At 37.4% G+C, this 19,036-nt stretch carries 17 protein-coding genes; 11 read left to right on the plus strand and 6 right to left on the minus strand.

The genetic code is table 11. The features are described 5' to 3' along the window. Nucleotides 1–59 precede the first annotated feature (59 nt). A complete protein-coding gene (locus tag PVV66_RS00425) occupies nucleotides 60–614 on the plus strand; it encodes a copper chaperone PCu(A)C (RefSeq protein ID WP_273717541.1) in 555 nt (184 codons plus the stop codon). A gap of 114 nt (nucleotides 615–728) precedes the next feature. Here PVV66_RS00425 and lysM read toward each other — a convergent pair whose 3' ends face one another. Beyond that, nucleotides 729–1,184, minus strand: a complete 456-nt coding sequence (lysM, locus tag PVV66_RS00430; protein ID WP_273717466.1) for a peptidoglycan-binding protein LysM — start codon at nucleotides 1,182–1,184, stop codon at nucleotides 729–731. Between the two features lie 386 nt (nucleotides 1,185–1,570). On the opposite strand from lysM, the gene PVV66_RS00435 reads away from it, so the two are divergent. The 6 genes from PVV66_RS00435 to thpR all read left to right on the plus strand — a co-directional run bounded on the left by PVV66_RS00435 (nucleotide 1,571) and on the right by thpR (nucleotide 6,627). After that, complete coding sequence (locus tag PVV66_RS00435; protein WP_005774392.1) at nucleotides 1,571–2,293, plus strand: response regulator transcription factor; 723 nt, start codon at nucleotides 1,571–1,573, stop codon at nucleotides 2,291–2,293. Nucleotides 2,294–2,332: 39 nt separating this feature from the next. Continuing rightward, nucleotides 2,333–4,117, plus strand: a complete 1,785-nt coding sequence (locus PVV66_RS00440; protein WP_273717465.1) for a sensor histidine kinase — start codon at nucleotides 2,333–2,335, stop codon at nucleotides 4,115–4,117. 23 nt (nucleotides 4,118–4,140) lie between these two features. After that, nucleotides 4,141–4,605, plus strand: coding sequence for an HPr kinase/phosphatase C-terminal domain-containing protein (locus PVV66_RS00445; protein WP_273717464.1), 465 nt, complete (start codon nucleotides 4,141–4,143; stop codon nucleotides 4,603–4,605). A 135-nt stretch (nucleotides 4,606–4,740) separates the two neighbouring features. After that, the gene (locus PVV66_RS00450) at nucleotides 4,741–5,139 is read left to right on the plus strand and encodes a PTS sugar transporter subunit IIA (protein ID WP_100129806.1); all 399 of its coding nucleotides are present in this window, start codon (nucleotides 4,741–4,743) and stop codon (nucleotides 5,137–5,139) included. Nucleotides 5,140–5,156: 17 nt separating this feature from the next. Beyond that, nucleotides 5,157–5,450 (plus strand): HPr family phosphocarrier protein, encoded by a 294-nt coding sequence (locus PVV66_RS00455; protein WP_273717463.1) that lies wholly within the window; start codon nucleotides 5,157–5,159, stop codon nucleotides 5,448–5,450. Between the two features lie 637 nt (nucleotides 5,451–6,087). Next, a complete protein-coding gene (thpR, locus tag PVV66_RS00460; protein ID WP_273717462.1) occupies nucleotides 6,088–6,627 on the plus strand; it encodes an RNA 2',3'-cyclic phosphodiesterase in 540 nt (179 codons plus the stop codon). A 92-nt stretch (nucleotides 6,628–6,719) separates the two neighbouring features. Here thpR and grpE read toward each other — a convergent pair whose 3' ends face one another. Then, a complete protein-coding gene (gene grpE, locus PVV66_RS00465) occupies nucleotides 6,720–7,388 on the minus strand; it encodes a nucleotide exchange factor GrpE (protein ID WP_273717461.1) in 669 nt (222 codons plus the stop codon). A gap of 125 nt (nucleotides 7,389–7,513) precedes the next feature. Then, nucleotides 7,514–8,584 carry a heat-inducible transcriptional repressor HrcA gene (gene hrcA / locus PVV66_RS00470; protein ID WP_273717460.1) on the minus strand — a complete coding sequence of 357 codons (1,071 nt, stop codon included), beginning with the start codon at nucleotides 8,582–8,584 and terminating at the stop codon, nucleotides 7,514–7,516. Between the two features lie 483 nt (nucleotides 8,585–9,067). Here hrcA and rdgB point away from each other — a divergent pair, with 483 nt between their 5' ends. Both rdgB and hemW read left to right on the plus strand, forming a co-directional pair. Then, nucleotides 9,068–9,715 carry an RdgB/HAM1 family non-canonical purine NTP pyrophosphatase gene (gene rdgB / locus PVV66_RS00475; protein ID WP_273717459.1) on the plus strand — a complete coding sequence of 216 codons (648 nt, stop codon included), beginning with the start codon at nucleotides 9,068–9,070 and terminating at the stop codon, nucleotides 9,713–9,715. Next, nucleotides 9,712–10,911 carry a radical SAM family heme chaperone HemW gene (gene hemW / locus PVV66_RS00480; RefSeq protein ID WP_273717458.1) on the plus strand — a complete coding sequence of 400 codons (1,200 nt, stop codon included), beginning with the start codon at nucleotides 9,712–9,714 and terminating at the stop codon, nucleotides 10,909–10,911. Before rdgB ends, hemW begins: the two co-directional genes overlap by 4 nt. Before the next feature lie 841 nt (nucleotides 10,912–11,752). On the opposite strand, the gene dapE is transcribed toward hemW, so the two are convergent. From dapE to PVV66_RS00495, 3 genes are all read right to left on the minus strand, one after another. Continuing rightward, entirely contained in the window at nucleotides 11,753–12,925 is a 1,173-nt protein-coding gene (dapE, locus tag PVV66_RS00485; protein WP_273717457.1) for a succinyl-diaminopimelate desuccinylase, read from the minus strand. A gap of 224 nt (nucleotides 12,926–13,149) precedes the next feature. Then, nucleotides 13,150–13,896 (minus strand): M48 family metallopeptidase, encoded by a 747-nt coding sequence (locus PVV66_RS00490; RefSeq protein WP_273717456.1) that lies wholly within the window; start codon nucleotides 13,894–13,896, stop codon nucleotides 13,150–13,152. A gap of 32 nt (nucleotides 13,897–13,928) precedes the next feature. Next, nucleotides 13,929–14,708: a carboxylesterase gene (locus tag PVV66_RS00495; protein ID WP_273717455.1), complete on the minus strand. Its 780-nt coding sequence runs from the start codon at nucleotides 14,706–14,708 to the stop codon at nucleotides 13,929–13,931. A 195-nt stretch (nucleotides 14,709–14,903) separates the two neighbouring features. Here PVV66_RS00495 and infC point away from each other — a divergent pair, with 195 nt between their 5' ends. Together infC and PVV66_RS00505 are read left to right on the plus strand one after the other, a co-directional pair. Beyond that, complete coding sequence (infC, locus tag PVV66_RS00500; RefSeq protein WP_273717454.1) at nucleotides 14,904–15,422, plus strand: translation initiation factor IF-3; 519 nt, start codon at nucleotides 14,904–14,906, stop codon at nucleotides 15,420–15,422. Between the two features lie 1,529 nt (nucleotides 15,423–16,951). Next, the gene (locus PVV66_RS00505; protein ID WP_273717453.1) at nucleotides 16,952–18,718 is read left to right on the plus strand and encodes an ABC transporter ATP-binding protein; all 1,767 of its coding nucleotides are present in this window, start codon (nucleotides 16,952–16,954) and stop codon (nucleotides 18,716–18,718) included. The last annotated feature ends 318 nt before the right edge of the window (nucleotides 18,719–19,036 follow it).

Raw genomic sequence — 19,036 nt, forward strand, 5'->3', positions numbered from 1 at the left:
ATTCTGCTAAGAATAAGAAAATGTTCAAAATGTGAATCTTTATGAAGAAGGGTAAATCAATGATGATATCTATTATTAAGAAAATAACAAATCTCATCTTTAAGAATACAATACATGCACAATATTCGCACAAAAAGGTTATCGCAAATATCGTGTGTGCTCTTCTCTTTGCTGGTATAACCCTACCAGCAAATGCCCAGCAATATAAACTTGGTGACATAGAAATTCTCAATCCTTGGGCACGCGAAACACCTAAAAGTGCAAAAGTTGGTAGCGGTTATCTCTATATTATTAATCACAGTAATACCCCAGACCGTTTAGTTTCTATTTCCACAAACGGCGTACAAACAACAGAAATGCACACTATGACAGTTGTTAATGATATTATGAAAATGGAAAAAATGCATAATGGCATTGAAATTCCGGGAAATGGCGAAATCACGCTTAAGCCCGGTGGCGATCATATTATGTTTATGGGACTTTCACAACCATTCAAGCTAGGTGATAAAATTAGCGCAAAATTGACATTTGAAAACGCAGGAACCATTAATATTGATTTCTCTGTAAACGCTATGCAAACAACCTCACCTTTTAAATCTACTTCTGCTCACTAAGCTCTTTTTATTATAAATATACATTTTATAAAATGAAGAAGCGTGATTTTTTTACGCTTCTTATTTTTTTGTTTAATATCATAGTATAAGCAAAAAATTATCCTCTTTGATGCGTTAAATATGGTCAATTTCAGGAATACGCAAAACTTGTCCAGGATAAATTTTATCAGGAGATTTTAGCATTGGTTTATTGGCTTCAAAAATAAATGTGTTTTTATCACCTTGCCCTTTTCCATAAACCTCTTCAGCAATTTTCCAAAGATTATCACCAGATTTAACCTCATAAAAACGAGAAGTTTTTCTAGGCGTCGTATCTATAACCTTTAATTGCTCAACATCCACAGAAGAGATACCTTGTGAATTGCCAACAATCAGAAGTGCTTTTTCAAGTGTTTCCCTATCTGGAACCTCACCGCTTAAAATAGCTTTACCGTCTTTAACTTGAATATTGACTTTTTCTGTACCGAGTTGAAAATGATCAAATGCAGCCTTGAAGTCTTTTTCTTTTGGTCCATGGTCCCCCATACCTAACTTTTCCCCTACAGTTTTAATAAAATTAAAAAGTCCCATGATAACCTCCTTTCGTATAGCAGAAACAAATTTTTGTGCATATATTGCCACATTCTTGTCTTTGCTCTTAAAACACATAGGCGAATTTTCTAAACTTCAACAATCAAAACTAAACATGTTCAATTTTGGTACAAAGACAATAATAAACTTTGCAATAAATTTTGATAAAAAAAGCTTTTATGCAAATTTTCTCTCAAACGAAGGGATCTTAATAGACGTAGAAACATTATAAATTATGAAAGCAAAACAAGATATTACAGGAATGACAAGAGGTTTTTTACTTTGCTACAATTTGTATCATATTTGTTTTGCAAAAAAAATGTGAACTCCCATATAAATAAGTGTGGGTAATTTGCTACCACAGCAATAGAAAGGTCTAAGAAACCATGAAAGATACACCAACAATCACGCAAACGATTGTACTTGTTGATGATGATCGCAATATTTTGACATCTCTATCTTTTGCGCTTGAGACAGAAGGATATCGGGTTGAAAGCTATACAGATGGAGCATCTGCACTCAAAGGTCTCACACTTCACCCCCCACACTTAGCTATTTTTGATATTAAAATGCCCCGAATGGATGGGATGGAACTCTTGCGTCGTTTACGTCAAAAATCTGATCTTCCAGTTATTTTTCTTACCTCTAAAGATGATGAAATTGATGAATTATTTGGTCTCAAAATGGGAGCTGATGACTTTATTACGAAACCTTTCTCCCAACGTCTTCTCATTGAGCGCGTGAAAGCTATTTTGCGCCGTTCCAATGCACGTAACCAACCACTTTCTACAGGGACTTCTTCCACCTCTTCTCTTAAACGTGGAGATCTTGTGATGGATCAAGAACGTCACACCTGTACATGGAAAGATAAACCTGTTATTTTAACTGTTACGGAATTTTTGATTTTGCAAACCTTAGCACAAAGACCAGGAGTTGTAAAAAGTCGTGATGCTTTAATGGATGCTGCCTATAGTGATCAAGTCTACGTAGATGATCGCACCATTGATAGCCACATTAAACGTCTACGTAAAAAATTTAAACAAGTGGATGATGATTTTGCAATGATTGAAACACTTTATGGTGTAGGTTATCGTTTTCACGAAGTGTAAAGCTGCTTTGTCGCAAAAATTTGAACGGCAATCAAATCGATGACAGACAATTCTCAACTGGAAACTCTTAAAAAAACAGCCCTTAACAGTATATCCTCAACGCCATTTCTTATGTTTGCTCGTCTGCATCTTCGAACACAACGTCTCTTTAGACAGTTGCTTTTTTCCAGTCTCACACGCCGCATTGTTATATTAAACATTGCTGCCCTTGCCGTTCTGGTTACAGGCATTTTATACCTTAACCAATTTCGCGATGGTTTAATTGAAGCAAAAATTAAAAGTTTATGTACCCAAGGGAAAATTATTGCTGGAGCTATTGCTGCTTCTGCAACAGTAGATACAAATTCTATCCTTATTGACCCCCAAAAACTCTTGGAGTTACAGACCGGTGAAAGCGTTACACCCGCCCCCCAATCAACCGACTCTTGGGATTTCCCCATTAACCCTGAGCAAGTTGCCCCTCTTTTACGACGTCTTATCACACCTAAAACGACAAGAGCACGTATTTATGATCGTGATGCTACTTTACTTCTTGATTCGCGGGTTCTTTATTCTAGTGGTGAAGTTTTTAGCTATGATTTACCCCCACTTAAAACAGAACAAAACATGTGGGATCGCTTTACTTCATGGTATTCAAACACATTTTATGGCAAAGGTATTGCTCTTGATAGAGAACAAACAAAAAACCGTGGTATTGCTTATCCAGAAGTGTACCGTGCATTAAACGGATCTCTTGCTACCGCCAAAAGACGCAACAGACAAGGTCAACTCATTGTTTCTGTTGCCGTTCCTGTTCAACGCTATCGCGCAGTGGTTGGCGCCCTTCTTCTTTCAACCACTGGCTCCGATATTGATAACATTGTAAAGGCCGAAAGACTGGTTATATTTAAAGTCTTTGCCGTTGTAGGCAGCGTACTTTTGGTTCTTTCGCTCTTTTTAGCCCATACGATTGCCCATCCCTTAAGCAAATTATCTGCCTCTGCTAATCGAGTACGTAATGGCAATAATCAGCGTGTAGAAATTCCTGATTTTTCAATGCGTGAAGATGAAATTGGTCATCTCTCAACCTCTATTCGTGACATGACCAATGCCCTTTATATGCGTATTGAAGCCATCGAACGCTTTGCTGCTGATGTAAGCCACGAATTAAAAAATCCCCTTACTTCTCTACGCAGTGCTGTTGAAACCCTCCCTCTGGCTAAAAATGAAGAAGCACAAGAGAAATTGCTTGAAATTATTCAACATGATGTGCGCCGTCTTGATCGGTTGATTACAGATATTTCTGATGCATCGCGTCTCGATGCAGAGCTTGCACGAGAAACCGCAGAGATCGTTGATATGACACCACTTTTGGAAAGTCTTGTTCATGCTGTTCAGGAAGTATACCGTAATGCGCAAACCATCGATGTAAGCCTTAATATTATCCCACGTCCTCATGGAAAAGCCTATCTTGTGCTGGGACATGAGCTCCGTTTAGGGCAAGTGATTTCAAATCTTCTTGAAAATGCACGTTCCTTTATTCCCCGTAATTGTGGCAAAATTTCCATTACTATGAAAAGTCATGCTTCAACCCTTATTTTAACCATTGAAGATAATGGACCCGGTATTCGTTCAGAGAATATTGAACGCATTTTTGAACGTTTTTATACAGATCGACCAAATGAAGATGCTTTTGGACAAAACTCTGGACTTGGCCTTTCTATTAGCCGGCAAATCATTGAGGCCCATAATGGGACAATTACAGCCGAAAATATTATTGATCCGGAACTTGGAAAATGTAAAACTGGTGCACGTTTTATTATTATGCTTCCCCTCGTTAAATAAATCTTTTATCCAAAGTAAAAGGTATGAAAACAAAATGTGAAATACTCCACGCAAATTGCCTTCAACTGGGTGGACAGGGGCTGTTAATTATAGGTCCATCGGGATCAGGAAAATCAACCCTCACCCTCTCTCTGCTCGACCGCGCTGAGTGGTCAAAACGTGAAGCAAAACTTATCAGTGATGATTATACAATGCTACGTGCGAAAAATGGAAAACTTCACGGATACACACCTGACAACTTACAGGGCGGTATCGAGATTCGTGGTGTTGGTCTTTATATGATGGAATTTCAAAAGAATACAACTATAGATTGCGTTGTTTTTCTCGGCCCTGAATATGAACGTTTTTCCACAAATAAAACTTTTCAATTTGAAGATTTGCACATCCCTCTTTTAAAACTTCCCTCTCTTCGTGAAGCCGATTGTACAGCCATTTGTCAAGCTATTGAAGCATTTTTGTTCAGAAAAATATGGCGTAAACCTGTCTAATTTTTTTCTAAAGATAAAAAAATAACAATTTTTGCCTTTTTTTTGCAAATTTTTCTTGGCAGCAAGACAAAGCCTTGTAAAATATCTTTCCCACCAATATGGTCGGATCTTATTAGTTAACAGGAGTTTGCGTAAATGATTGGACTCGTGCTTGTAACGCACGGTGAGCTGGCTGTTGAATTTTTACATGCCGTGGAACATGTTGTTGGAACACAAGAAAAGTTTGCAACAATATGCGTTTATCCCGATGACGATATAGATCAGCGCCGAGGTGATATTATAGCCGCAGTAACCGATACAAATACAGATCATGGCGTCATCATATTAACAGATGTGTTCGGTGGAACACCATCAAATATAGCTATTCCTGCTATTGAAAAAGGACGCGTTGAAATGATTGCGGGGGTTAATTTGCCCATGCTTATTAAACTGATTTCTATTCGCAAATGTCCTGATATCTCATTATCAGACGCGTTAAGAATAGCGCAAGAAGCTGGGCGTAAATATATTAACGTACCAAGTATGATTTTATAGCGGATAATACAATACCAATGCTTTCCAAAGATACCTCCCCATGTATAAGCCGTCATTTCAATATCTGTAATAAACGTGGGTTGCATGCAAGGGCTTCCGCAAAATTTGTACAAACTGTTGACAATTTTAACGCTACTGTTGAAGTTGAAAAGGATGGAAAAATCGTTGGTGGGTCATCAATTATGGGGCTTATGATGCTAGCTGCTTCATCCGGTTGCAACCTCATCATTCGTGTTTCAGGACCAGAAGCAACAGATGCTCTTAATGCTCTTGAAAAACTCATCAATAACAACTTCGGAGAGGAAAACTAGCGCTTTCTCACCATAAATAAGGATGATAATTCTTAGAGAATAAGAACTGTCCATCGTTATCTTAGACTTTGATCACTTTTCCCGTTTTTGTGCCAATATTCATATCCACTGTAGATTAACACAATTATTATAAATGTAACTTCTTGTCATAATTCTATTATATAGAATTTTTTCTTCCTTTCTTAACATTATTTGGCAAATTTAAATAGTTGTTGCGTATTATGGCTGTTATCATGATTAATATTTATGATGAGATCTTTACAGTAGAGAAAAACTTTTATCCCTACTGAATAAGCTGAATTTTAAACTACTTTAAAAATATAGAATTAATCACATCATAAGGAATTTTTCAATTTTCTTTATCTTAAACTAAACTTTTTGTATTTGTAGAGAGAAAATACACATAACCTTCTACCACACATCTTCGCGACAAAACACATATGAGTATGGTTTCATTATCCCGATAAATATTTTTTTTAATTTCATAAGCTTTATGAACTCAATGCAACAATTATAGAATAAACATTTTTTAGACATTATTTTTCTACACAATTGCCTTATCCTTATTGGTGTATTCATCTTTATTATTATCCACCATTGTGCTTGCAGTGGTATTTTTTACTTTAAGGAGATAACCATGTCTCGTTTATTTAGTGCCCTTCAAATTCCCCAACAAACAACACAACAACTTGTATCCTTGCAAAATGGCTTACCAAATGCGCAGTGGATTAATCCGCAAAATTTTCACGTTACTTTGTCTTTTTTCGGTGAAATTGAAGGTGCTACAGCGGATGCACTTATGCACGCCTTTGACACAATAAAGTTCCCTCCTTTTATGCTACAAATGAAGGACTTTGACATTTTTGTTTCAGAAAACGCTCCACATTCTCTTGTTATTCGCATTGAACTTTGTGAAACTCTCAATCTTTTACACGAAAAGATGCAATATATTCGTAGCCATTTAGATCTAACGCCTGATGAAAGAGAATTTACTCCACATATTACTATTGCACGACTGCTTGATACTAAACCTGCAGATCTTCCTCCTTATCTGTCCTCTCGGGGTGATTTTTCATTTCCTCCTTTTGAGGTCGATCACTTTGTCTTATTTTCATCCCCATCTCCCTCAAGTGATGCACCATATATTGTAAAAGGGAGTTGGCCACTTCAAAGATAAAAGGGTGTTACAAACACCCTTTAAAGCTCTTTGAGAAAAAACCTCATACATGCGAAATTGCAGGAAATGCTGCATTTTACGTTGGAAGCTTGTTATTGATGTGAAGCCTTATCAGTTTCAACAGAAGTTTCTTTTGTTCCTCCTTTGGCCACACCCACTATAGCTGGGCGCAACACCCTTTCCCCGATAATATAACCAGCCTGAACAACTTGTTGAACAGTGTTATCGGGGACATCAGTATTAGGAATTTCAAACATCGCTTGATGAAAGTGAGGATCAAATTTTTGTCCATCTGGATAAATTTTCTGCACCCCATGGCGTTCTAATGCTGCCATCATGGCACGTTCAGTCATTTCAACACCTTCTGCCAATGATTTCAAACCAGCATCACTTTCACGTGCACCTTCTGGAATCGCTTCCAAAGCGCGATTGAGATTGTCAGAAACAGACAACATATCCCGTGCAAAATTAGCAATGGAATAAGCCCTCGCATCCGCTACATCACGCGCAGTACGACGTCGAAGATTTTCCATATCTGCAGCAAGACGTAAAAGTTGATCTCTCAGCTCTTTATTTTCATCCTGCAAAGACGCTAAAGGATCAACTTCATTACTTTCTTTTTCAACGTCTCCATGTACTTCTGTTTTATGTGTTTTTAAAAGTTCATCAGCTGCTTGTTTAAGTGTATTACGATCAGCGGGATTTTTTAAATCGCAATTTTCAAATGAAGCATCAGTAAATTTGTTTTTTTCATCAGACATAAAAATTCTATTCCTTCATAAGATTTGTTATTCTCGATATCGAAATTTTACAGACAAAAATCAAGGGGTATAGATGTATATTAATACAATGAGCTTTTATAGCACAAATACTTACCTGCATCGTTTTAACGCAATAACTGTGATACAAGTTGAGCTGTATAATCAACCATGGGCACAATCCTTGCATAATTAAGCCGTGTAGGACCAATAACGCCTAAAGCACCAATAACTCTTTGTTGTGAATCACGATAAGGTGCTACGACTAAAGAAGAACCAGAAAGTGAAAATAACTTATTTTCTGAACCAATAAAAATTCTAACCCCTGAACCTTCATCCGTTAAATCGAGAAGCTGTGCCATACTCTCACGTGTTTCAAGGTCATCAAACAAATGGCGTAACCGTTCTAAATCTTCTTCTGCTTTCACATCTTCAAGCAAATTACTGCGTCCACGAACAATGAGGTGTATTTTATGATCAGCGCCTTCTCCTCCTAGGAGAGCTAATCCCGTTTCAACAAGATGATGTGATAAATCATCAAGTGCAGCCCGCGTTTCCGCGCACAAACGCGCAATTTCCCCTTTAGCTTCACTCAATGTACGCCCTTGAATATGAGCATTGAGAAAATTCGTTGCTTCTGTCAATTGTGCATGGGTAACCCCTTCTGGCAAATGAACAATACGATTTTCAACCTCACCTTGTTGAGTCACTAAAACAGCAAGAGCGTGCTCCCTATCAAGACGCACAAATTCAATATGTTTTAATGTTCCTTCTTGTTTTGTTGCGAGAACAAGCCCAGCCCCACGGGAGAGATCTGAAAGAACTCGGCTTGCTTGAACAAGAAAATGTTCAACCGATTGTGCATGACCAGCCTCTTTGACTTGCATTTCAATATTTTCTCTCTCCTCGTTTGGCAAATCACCCGCTTCCATAAATGCATCAACAAAAAAGCGTAAACCCGATTGGGTTGGCATTCGCCCTGCCGAAACATGCGGTGCATAAATCAAACCGAGATGTTCAAGATCACTCATCACATTGCGAATCGTCGCAGGTGATAATGTCTGTTGCAAAAGCCGTGAAAGATTGCGTGACCCTACAGGCTCACCATCATTAAGATAGGCTTCAACAATATGGCGGAAAATATCACGCGAACGCTCATCAAGATATTTTAGTTCATTATCAATAGGTTTGTGCTTCATCACAATTGTTTCACTACTTAAAAACACTCTTCTCTTATATAAGTTTTGCCAAGGCTTGGTCAAATAATCTAAAGTAGTATAAAAATATACTACCCTATTGAGCCATAAAACACCATCTTTTAGAATGATGTTATAAGGCAATATAAATTATGCATGAGGTATTTTTAGTTAGAGTGTGTGATTGGATATTTAAGACAGGCATTGATCTTCTTTAGAGGCTTACCAAGAGAAGCTTGATTGTTTACAAACCACTGGGAGTAGAAAATTGGACTTTTACCATAAAAAGGCTCCCATAAAAAAATCATCTCTCATGTCTTTTTAATCGTTATCTTCACAAAATACGAAAAATTTTATTTGAATAAAATATCATAAAACGTGTAAAATAATCCTATCATGTAAAATCAAGCAGAATGTGTGTATATGAGCATTTAAGCTGTTTTTTAGCACAAAAATAGTTCCCCTTTCATTTTTGGAGAAATCTATATGAGAAGTATAGCAGATAAAAAACTTGTCATTGCTACACATAACACCGGCAAATTACATGAAATCACCACTTTGGTTGCACCTTTCGGTTTAATAATACAATCAGCAAAAGAGCTTGGTTTGCCAGAGCCAAAAGAAACAGGAACAACATTTGAAGAAAATGCTTATATTAAAGCTTTTGCAGCAGCAAAAAAGACAGGACTTCCTGCTCTCTCTGATGATTCAGGTTTAGAGGTGGATGCATTGGATGGTGCACCAGGCGTTTATACCGCGGATTGGGCGATTCAAGCCGATGGTACACGTAATTTTCCAAAAGCGATGCAAAAAATAGAAGATGAACTCCAAAAAATCGGAGCACGAGAAAAAAGCCAACGAAAATGCCGTTTTATATCCGTCATTTGCATTGCGTGGCCTGATAACCACGCAGATTATTTCCACGGATACGTTGAAGGAACATTCATTTGGCCTCCACGGGGAGATAAAGGCTTTGGTTTTGATCCTATTTTTTTACCAGATGGATATGAAAATACCTTTGGAGAAATGTCAACAGAGCAAAAACACAGCTGGCAACACAATGACATTCCCCCTCTTTCACATCGCGCACGGGCTTTTAAACTTTTGGCAGAAAATCTTTTGGCATTCTCATGAATGAACCTTTTGGCATTTACATTCATTGGCCCTTTTGTGCAGCGAAATGTCCCTATTGTGACTTTAATTCACATGTTCGCATTCATGGTATTGATCAACCACGTTTTGTCACCGCCTTTGAACGCGAAATAGAAACGCAATACAATAAAATAGGTCCACGTCATATTACGAGTATTTTTATTGGTGGGGGAACTCCTTCTCTTATGGAGCCGCAAACCGTTGATGCCCTCTTGCAAGCACTGGCAAGAAAGTGGATATTTGATGATAAAGTTGAAATTACATTGGAAGCTAATCCATCCAGTGTGGAAGCAGGACGTTTTCGCGGATACCGTGCTGCAGGTGTTAATCGCTTATCTCTAGGGATACAAGCGCTCAATGATAAAGCATTGCGCAAACTTGGCCGACTCCATAATGTAGAACAAGCTCTTTACGCAATTGATTTAGCACGACAAATTTTTCCACGCTTATCCTTTGATCTCATTTATGCTCGCCCCAAACAAACCCTTGAACAATGGAAATCTGAACTTGTACAAGCCATTGATTTGGCCGCGGATCATCTTTCTCTTTATCAATTGACAATCGAAGAAGGAACCGCCTTTAAACGACTTCATGATGCAGGAAGACTTATCCTGCCCCCATCAGAGCTAGCAGCAGATCTGTATCATCTTACCCAAGAAATAACAGCTCTGTATGGACTTCCTGCCTATGAAATCTCAAACCATGCTATGCCTGGTGCTGAATCAGCACACAACCTTCTTTATTGGCGTTATCACCAATATGCAGGATTTGGTCCAGGAGCACACGGACGTTTCATTGAAAACGTACAAAATCATTCTTCCGCCTTTTCAAAGGCATCTTTATCACACCTTGAAAACCGTGAGCGTTATGTCACAATCAATGAAAAGCATCCCGAACAGTGGCTAGAATTAGTAGAAACAACAGGACATGGCTGTATTGAAACAGAACGATTAACCTCTGAGCAACAGGCAAATGAAATGCTCCTTATGGGGTTACGCCTTTGCGAAGGCTTAGAACTTACACGCTATGAAACCTTAAGCCCCAAACGTATCCCAATGGAAAAACTTATCGATTTACAACACCAAGAATTGGTAGAAATGGTTGATAACCAACGCTTAAAAGCGACAACCAAAGGACGTATTGTTCTTGACCACATTATCAGCCAACTTGCCAACTAAAGTTTTTATAACAACATATTGATTTTAATGACAGTTATCATTTTTATAGCAAAAGCGAGACTAAAATATCGTAAGATTTTTTCATTTAAAAACTATTTATAATACATTAATGACAACCATTCACTTACCCTCTAAAAGTAGGAAAATTTTTGGATAAAAACTATTAAAAAGGGTATAAAATGCTTTTTATGAACAATTTCAAACGCCAAAAGCTATCGCAATATTTTGAGCTAAAAAGTCTATGATGGTCTCTTTTTTCATAAGCGTAAAGAGAGGCGATGCCCTATAGATTTTATATTACATTATCCATAAGCACCGTTGAATGTAACAAACATTGAAAGCGTTTCTTTAGAATAAGCACGTGAATGCACACTACAATGATATATTATTTCTTACAAGAGTGTGGAAAATATTAAAACATAAAGTACAAATAAGCACATTTATGTTGTAGAAAATTTTTAAAAAAGCAGCATATTCTTATGTGTCTTTATGGCTTTAACCTATCATCATATCAATTGTGATATTAACGTTCGTTGTTTTCCATATATGAATTGCGCGTTAATTTCTGCCCTACACCTTAAAGAATCAAGATTCTTAATCCGATCCTGTAAACAGCCCTACTTCTTAAAACATGTTTCACTTGGTTTTCCATTTATGTGATCCACTGAACTGAAGACTTTACGAGCAACAATCCAGCTTAAGAATGCTGTACTTTAAAACCACCTAATATAGCTAAGTCGCGCTTTATATCACCACACCTCAAATGACAATGTTTTATGGCAACAAAAGGGTTTTACGGCAAAACAAGATAAAGATATTATTGAACCAAACAATTATTTCTTTATGCAAAAAAATCAACAATAAAACGCTCATAAATAGCCGTTAGCGTTTCTACTGCATCAAGGGCGACACATTCATCTACCATATGCATCGTTTGCCCTGGTAAACCAAATTCAACCACGGGGCAATAATCCTTAATAAACCGCGCATCTGAAGTTCCCCCAGACGTGGAACATTCTGGTACACTCCCTGTTACACTTTTAATAGCATTGGATAAAGCTTGAATAAGTTTATCATTTTTGGTCAAAAAAACATCCCCTAAACTTGGAATCCACTCAAGCTGATAAGAGGGATATTGACCACTGTTATTTTTTGATTGCACCAAAGAAAGACGCTTTTCAATTTCCCCCATCAATGTTTCTTTTGTCCAAAGATCATTGTAGCGTATATTAAAACGAACCGTTGTCTGTGCTGGAATAACATTGACCGCTAAATTACCGGTATCGATGGTTGTTAGCTCTAAATTACTGGGTTGAAAATTCTCTGTTCCTTGATCTAAAGCAGTTTGTGTCAATGCTTGAATAAGTTTACTCGCCAAAGGCAAAGGATTGGCAGCCCGCTCTGGAAAAGCAACATGACCTTGGCGACCTTTCACGGTAATGATACCAGAAATCGATCCGCGTCGTCCAATTTTGATAACATCACCAACAGTCTTTACGCTTGTTGGTTCTCCCACAAGAGCCGCAGTCCATTTTTCGCCTTTTTTTTCTGCCCATTTGAGAAGTTTTACCGTACCATTAATAGCAGGCCCCTCTTCATCACCAGTAATTAAAAGGCTTACCCTCCCTTTAATGGACCGTTTTCCAAGAACTCGTGCTAGAGCCGCAATAAAACAAGCAATACCGCCTTTCATATCAACAGCACCCCGCCCATATAATTTTCCCTGATCTATAACAGCTTCAAAAGGTGGATAGGTCCAGTCTTCCAATGCACCTGGCGGTACAACATCCGTATGACCCGCAAACATAAGATGGGGTCCTTCGCTTCCCATTTTCGCATAAAGATTTTCAATATTATCTGTATTTTTATCCGTAAAAATAGGGCGTTCAACATGAAATCCCATTTTTTTCAAAAATTGTTCCAAAGTTGATAAAGCCCCTGCTTCATGAGGTGTAACAGAAGGACAACGAATAAGTGCCTGTAATAGCTGAAGTGGATCTGTAAGAACAGGCATAAAAAAACCTTCCTATTTGTTATAAATCATCGGAACTTAAGGTTATTACGCTGAATGACAAAAAAGATAAAGCAAAAACATTGAAGACACTCAGCAAACCAAGCAGGGGAGGACAATCGTGCTGAGAGCTTCAATGGCTTCCTCATCATGCATGACGAAGCACCAAAACAACGAAACATTCAACAAAAAGTTCCGTTAAATATTGCTTTCATTTGCAAGTTTTTTTACACCTCTAATTCATATGAATCAAAATTAATGGCGTGCAGTCTCTGAGCATTTTCTTTCAACCAAGCACGATATGTTTTACTATCAGGGCAAAGTTTCTCACAAAGAGCCCAAAATCTTGGTCCATGATTCATTTCAACAAGATGAGCAACTTCATGGGCAACAACATACTCAACAACTTCTTTTGGTGCCATAATAAGGCGCCAAGAAAAAGAAAGACGCTTATCAATTGAACAAGATCCCCAACGACTTCTCGTATCTTTATAACAAATGGATTTGACTTTACGCTCTACCTGATGAGCATAATGCGCCACCAAAGGTGTTATAATAAGCGCTGCTTGTTTTTTTAAAACGTCAGCAATGCGTCTTGGGAGATATTCTAATTGACCATAAACAATAATTTCAGGCCCCTGCTCCGCATTTGCTGTAACAATTTCTGTTACCCCACGTCCTTCTCTATGTTTTATGGTATGAGAAACACCCAATAAGGGAATTGTTGCTCCCTCTTTGAGATAAGCATTTTCATGAGAAATTTGTACACGAGCAAGACGTGCCTCAATCCAAGACCGATGTTTTTCAATAAAACTTTCAACCGCATAGAGATTTATCGCTGGTGGTATTGTTACACAAATCTCCTGGCTTCTGGCATCAATACGTAAGGTAAGACGGCGCGCGTGCCTATTTTCCCGCATTCGTACAGGGATAGCACGATCAGAAAAAATAAAATGCTTTTCAGAAATGTTCATATATTTATCTTCATTATCAATAAATAGCCCCCTTATTTTGCATTAATCTGATTAATCAAAGATCTCAAGGCTGTTTCGAAGCAATCTAAATCTTGTGGACGAGAAAAACGGTGATCGGCATCACGCACAAGTGTCAATGTTACGTCATGAAGAGGTAAATGATCAAGTAAAGTCAATGTATGCTGATAGGGTATCTTATCGTCTTCCATCCCTTGTAGAATATGAATTGGGCACCCAACATCAATGCATCCTTTCATGACACAATTTTCGCGTCCATCTTCAATCAATTTTCTTGTAAAGGGCATTGGTTCCTCATCACCAACAGCAGGACGTTCAATATAGCCTTTTTCTTCCAAAATTTTCCATTCTTCTGGGCCTAATTCTGGTTCCACCAATGTTTTTGTAAAATCAGGTGCTGGAGCAATTAATATCATACCAGCAAGCTTCTTATTTTTCTGCGCTAGCATCATAGCAAGCTTTAGTGCAATCCACCCCCCCATAGAGGAAGCAACCAAAATTTGCGGTCCCTCACAATAGGTTTCAAAAGTTGCTAAACTTTCGCTCACCCAACGTGAAATCGTTCCTTGAAAAAAATCTCCTTCCGATTCCCCATGACCAGAGTAATCAAAACGTAAACAAGATAAATCATTCTTTTGAGCAAACTGATCAACCAACATCGCCTTACTTCCCAACATATCGGATTGATAGCCATGAAGCCAAACCAAACCTGGAGAGTGGCGTCCTTTGCGATAGCGTACTGCAAGAGCAGTGTCCTCAAACGAAAAAAATTGGCACGGAATATTTTGATTCATGATTCTTTTTCTCCATAAAACAATTTCTTTAAATTAAGGGAAAAACTTTTATAAACCAAATCACTTAAAAAAGTAACAAATCAAATAATGAAAAAGACGCGAATTATAGTTGTTTTTATGCGCATAATTGTATATTAAATTAGCTGTTAGTTGAATCAAAATTAAGGAGCATAAACCATTCGTAAACCGTTTAAAATGACACCTACCCAAAAAGACGGACCACGTTCAAATAAGGATATTCGAGTCCCTCATGTTCAGCTTATCAATGATGCGGGACAACATCAGGGGGTCGTTGCAATACAAGATGCTCTTGCTATGGCCGCAGAGGCGGGGCTTGATTTGGTTGAAATTGTACCAAATGCAGAGCCGCCCGTGTGTAAAATCATCGATTTGGGAAAATTAAAGTATCAAACTCAAAAAAAAGCCGCTGAAACACGTAAAAAACAAAAAGTCATCGAAATCAAAGAGATTAAGATGCGCCCGAATGTTGATGTCCATGATTATGGAGTCAAGCTGAAGGCTGTTCATCGCTTTATTGATCATGGAGATAAAGTAAAGATTACTTTGCGTTTTCGTGGTCGTGAGATGGCTCACCAAGATCTTGGATTAAAGCTTCTGCAGCGTGTGAAAGAAGATACAAGTGAAATTGCCAAGATTGAATTGGAGCCAAAACTTGAAGGGCGGCAAATAATGATGGTGATCGCGCCTAAATAGTTTTTTATTGGAATAATATCTGTGTGCAACTCGTCAAAATGAGCGGATGAGTACCGTCTAGAAGCGCCACAGTGAGTTTTGTGGTGCTTTTAAGGTTTTATAAATTTGTATAAATCCTTTTAAGAGTTTAATAATGCTTTCTCAATTTATAAAAAGAATTCGTTATTTTGCATATTAAATGAGACAGTGCGAATACCGTAAGATCTTCTCATTTCGAGCTCTCTTATTTATAGAATCTAGCAAAAAATCATTTGCTTGTACATCACAAACAAAGATAATGCATAAAATATTAAAAAAGTAGAAATGTCTTTTGTGAACCATTTCAAATGTCAAAAGTTATAACAATAGGGAAACTGGTAAAGGAATGATGGTGTTGGCTTGAACTTTCATAACCGTAAAGATAATGAAGCCCATTAGCACGACCATCCTCATCTGTTCCTTGCAATCGCAACGTACTGATTTATAAAGATATTCATTGTTTTTCATTAAGAGTCTCGAATATCGTAGGGTTCTTTCATTTCAAATCTCTCTCATGTTGAATCAATCAAAATTACTTGCTTGCACATCATAAGCGGAGAGAGGCGTGTGAATAAAAACTGTACAAGAAAAGAGTAAAAATGCCTCTTATGAAGAGTCTCAAGTGCCAAGGGCTGTCGCAACACCCACGAGCTGGCAAAGTGTGTGATGGTGCAAGCTTGTGTTCCTTCATAAGCGTAAAGATGGGGGTGCTTAATAACAACACTTTACCAAACAGCATTCAATAATCCAGGGAACAATCAGTGCTTATTTTTCAAAATAAGATATCATCTCCTCATTACAAATTTCCCCTTATTATCAACTCTATTGCCAGCTTTCTAAGCAACTTTAGCTACTATCTCTTTTAAAGATAGATCATTTTGTTGGTTCACTACCAAAGCCTTTAAATTTTTTTATTCCATTGGTTTTAATCTAACCTTCTGAATATAATAGGATAAAGCGAATACGCAACGTTATAGGATGAAGATGAAAATGATGTATTTTTAAATACTCAAAGCATGAAAAATTCCTTGCGCAATATTTTGCATGGAGTAGAATAGAATAACATATTAATTGATAATGATAATTTATATTTTTGCTCCTTTTAATTAAGTGAATATCGTAGGATTTTCTCATTCCAAATCTTCTCAATATGGAATCAAACAAAAATATTCGCTTGCGCATCATAGGGGATATGATGTGCATAGAAAAAATCATTATCCTCTTATGAAAGTTTTCAAGCGACCAGGGGGAATTGTTGCAATATGCGAATGCCAATAGAGTGATGGTATCAGCTTATATCTTAGATGATACCTATATAAATGAAAGTATAAATGAAAGAGTGATGCAAAAACCATTTATAGAGGATTTTACGTTATACGATGTGCTGTCGCATGAAAGAGTATGACGCACATTGAAAGAAGAAGGTTCTTTTTGTAAAAAAGATTAAGAGGCTTTTTAATTAAGAGCGCCTCAATCTTGCATAAAACAACAAGAAAATATAGAAGCACTTCATGGCCAAAAAACAACTTTCCTCTTTTGATAAACATCTTATTATCCGCCTTTTGCGGGAAAATTTTCATAAACATGCGCGTTGGTACAGTGCAGCTATTATCTCAATGATCATCATTTCTTGCACAACTGCAACCAGTGCGTGGATTATGCGTGATGTTGTTAATTATATTGTTGATGCGCAGAATTTTGCTATGATCGTTTTGATTTCTAGCTTCATTGCTTTTATCTTTATTCTTAAAGGGATTGCAACTTTTGCCCAAACTTACTTTTTAAGCAAAGCAGGCAACAGTATCATTGCTGAACAACAACGCAAAATTTATGCGCGTCTTATGGAACAAGGTGTCTCCTTTTATCATAATAACACGTCATCTGATCTGCTTGTTCGCGTAACCCATAATGCAACGGCTGTGCGTAATATCATTGATACGATTATCACAACTTTTGTACGTGATTTGCTCTCTGTTAGTGGTCTGTTGCTTGTCATGTTCATTCAAAACTTTGTGTTAATCTCCATCACTTTAATCTTAGGACCACTGGCTTTTTTAGGTGTTCGAATGGCTTTAAAACGCGTTCGTCGCCTTATGGAAAAAGAACTTCTTTCACTTGGTGAAATTATAAAAATCGTGCAGGAAACGGCTATTGGTATTCGAGTCATCAAGGCTTTTTCACTAGAAGAAGTCATGAAAAAAAGGATGGACAAAGCCATTTGTGATGTTGAAAAACAAACAAACAATATTGCAACACTTGAAGCTATTACTAATCCGATTATGGAAACACTCACAGGTGTTGCCATTGCAGGTATTATCTGCTTTTCCGGTTACCTTGCAACCCAACGCGCAGGTGTTCAAGGTGAATTTATGTCCTTTATTGTTGCTTTACTTTTAGCTTATGAACCAGCAAAAAGACTCGCAAATGTCCGTGTTAAAATTGAATCTGGCTTGGTCAATATCCGTACGATGTTTGAAATACTCGATCGTCCCCTTACAGTTATAGAGCATAAAGAAGCTAAAGATCTGAATAAAACGCAAGGAGCTATTCGTTTCGAGCATGTTTCTTTTGCATATACTGATAACAAAATGGTATTGAAAGACATCAATCTAGAAATAGAAGCCGGGAAAATGACCGCATTGGTGGGGCCGTCTGGTTCAGGAAAGTCAACCCTTATCAATCTTATTATGCGCCTTTATGACCCCACAAAAGGACGTATATTGATTAATGATCAAGACATTCGCTACACAACTTTTCGTTCTCTGAGAAACCTAATGGCCTATGTAGGGCAAGATACTTTTCTGTTTCAAGGAACCGTTAAATATAATATTGGCCTTGGAAAAGAAGGCGCTCGTGATGATGAAATTATCGCAGCAGCAAAAGCAGCAAATGCTCATGACTTTATTATGAATTTGCCAAATGGTTATGATACTCAGATAGGCGATAATGGCTGTAATCTTTCAGGGGGACAAAAACAACGACTCGCTATTGCTAGAGCAATGATTCACGATAGTGAAATTCTGATTCTTGATGAAGCAACAAGCGCGCTCGATTCACATACCGAAGCACAAATTAATGAAGCCATTCATCACCTTACCAAAGGACGCACAACGATCATTATTGCTCATCGCCTTTCAACGATTGCTCGTGCTCATAAAATTGTGTTCATACAAAATGGACAACTGGTTGAACAAGGGACTCAGAAAGAATTACTCGCAAAAGAACATGGATTTTATAAAAAACTTCATAATATCCAGTTCAAAAAATATACGTCCTAATTTCTAAGCTTTTAAATAAGATTTAAAATAAAAAATGGATAGAAGCTAACGCTCCATTTGTAAAAACGGAATTACCAAAGAAAAGTATTATTTCAATCAAGAATTAGCAAAGAATTTATGGTTTATTGAGAATAAACTTATTGGATTTAGATGAAAACCTTCCCTTTTATTTTGTTGAATACAACTGATTTTTAATCATGAAACTTGAGATCAAAAACCTTCTTCTCTTTTTAAGAAAGTGATGAAACATTCGTAAGTTTTACAAATCCTAAAAGAGAGAATACCATAAAGTTTTGAAAAAATTTTTACGAAGAAGGA

The organism is Bartonella sp. AU16XJBT (assembly GCF_028618665.1).
Classification (GTDB): domain Bacteria; phylum Pseudomonadota; class Alphaproteobacteria; order Rhizobiales; family Rhizobiaceae; genus Bartonella.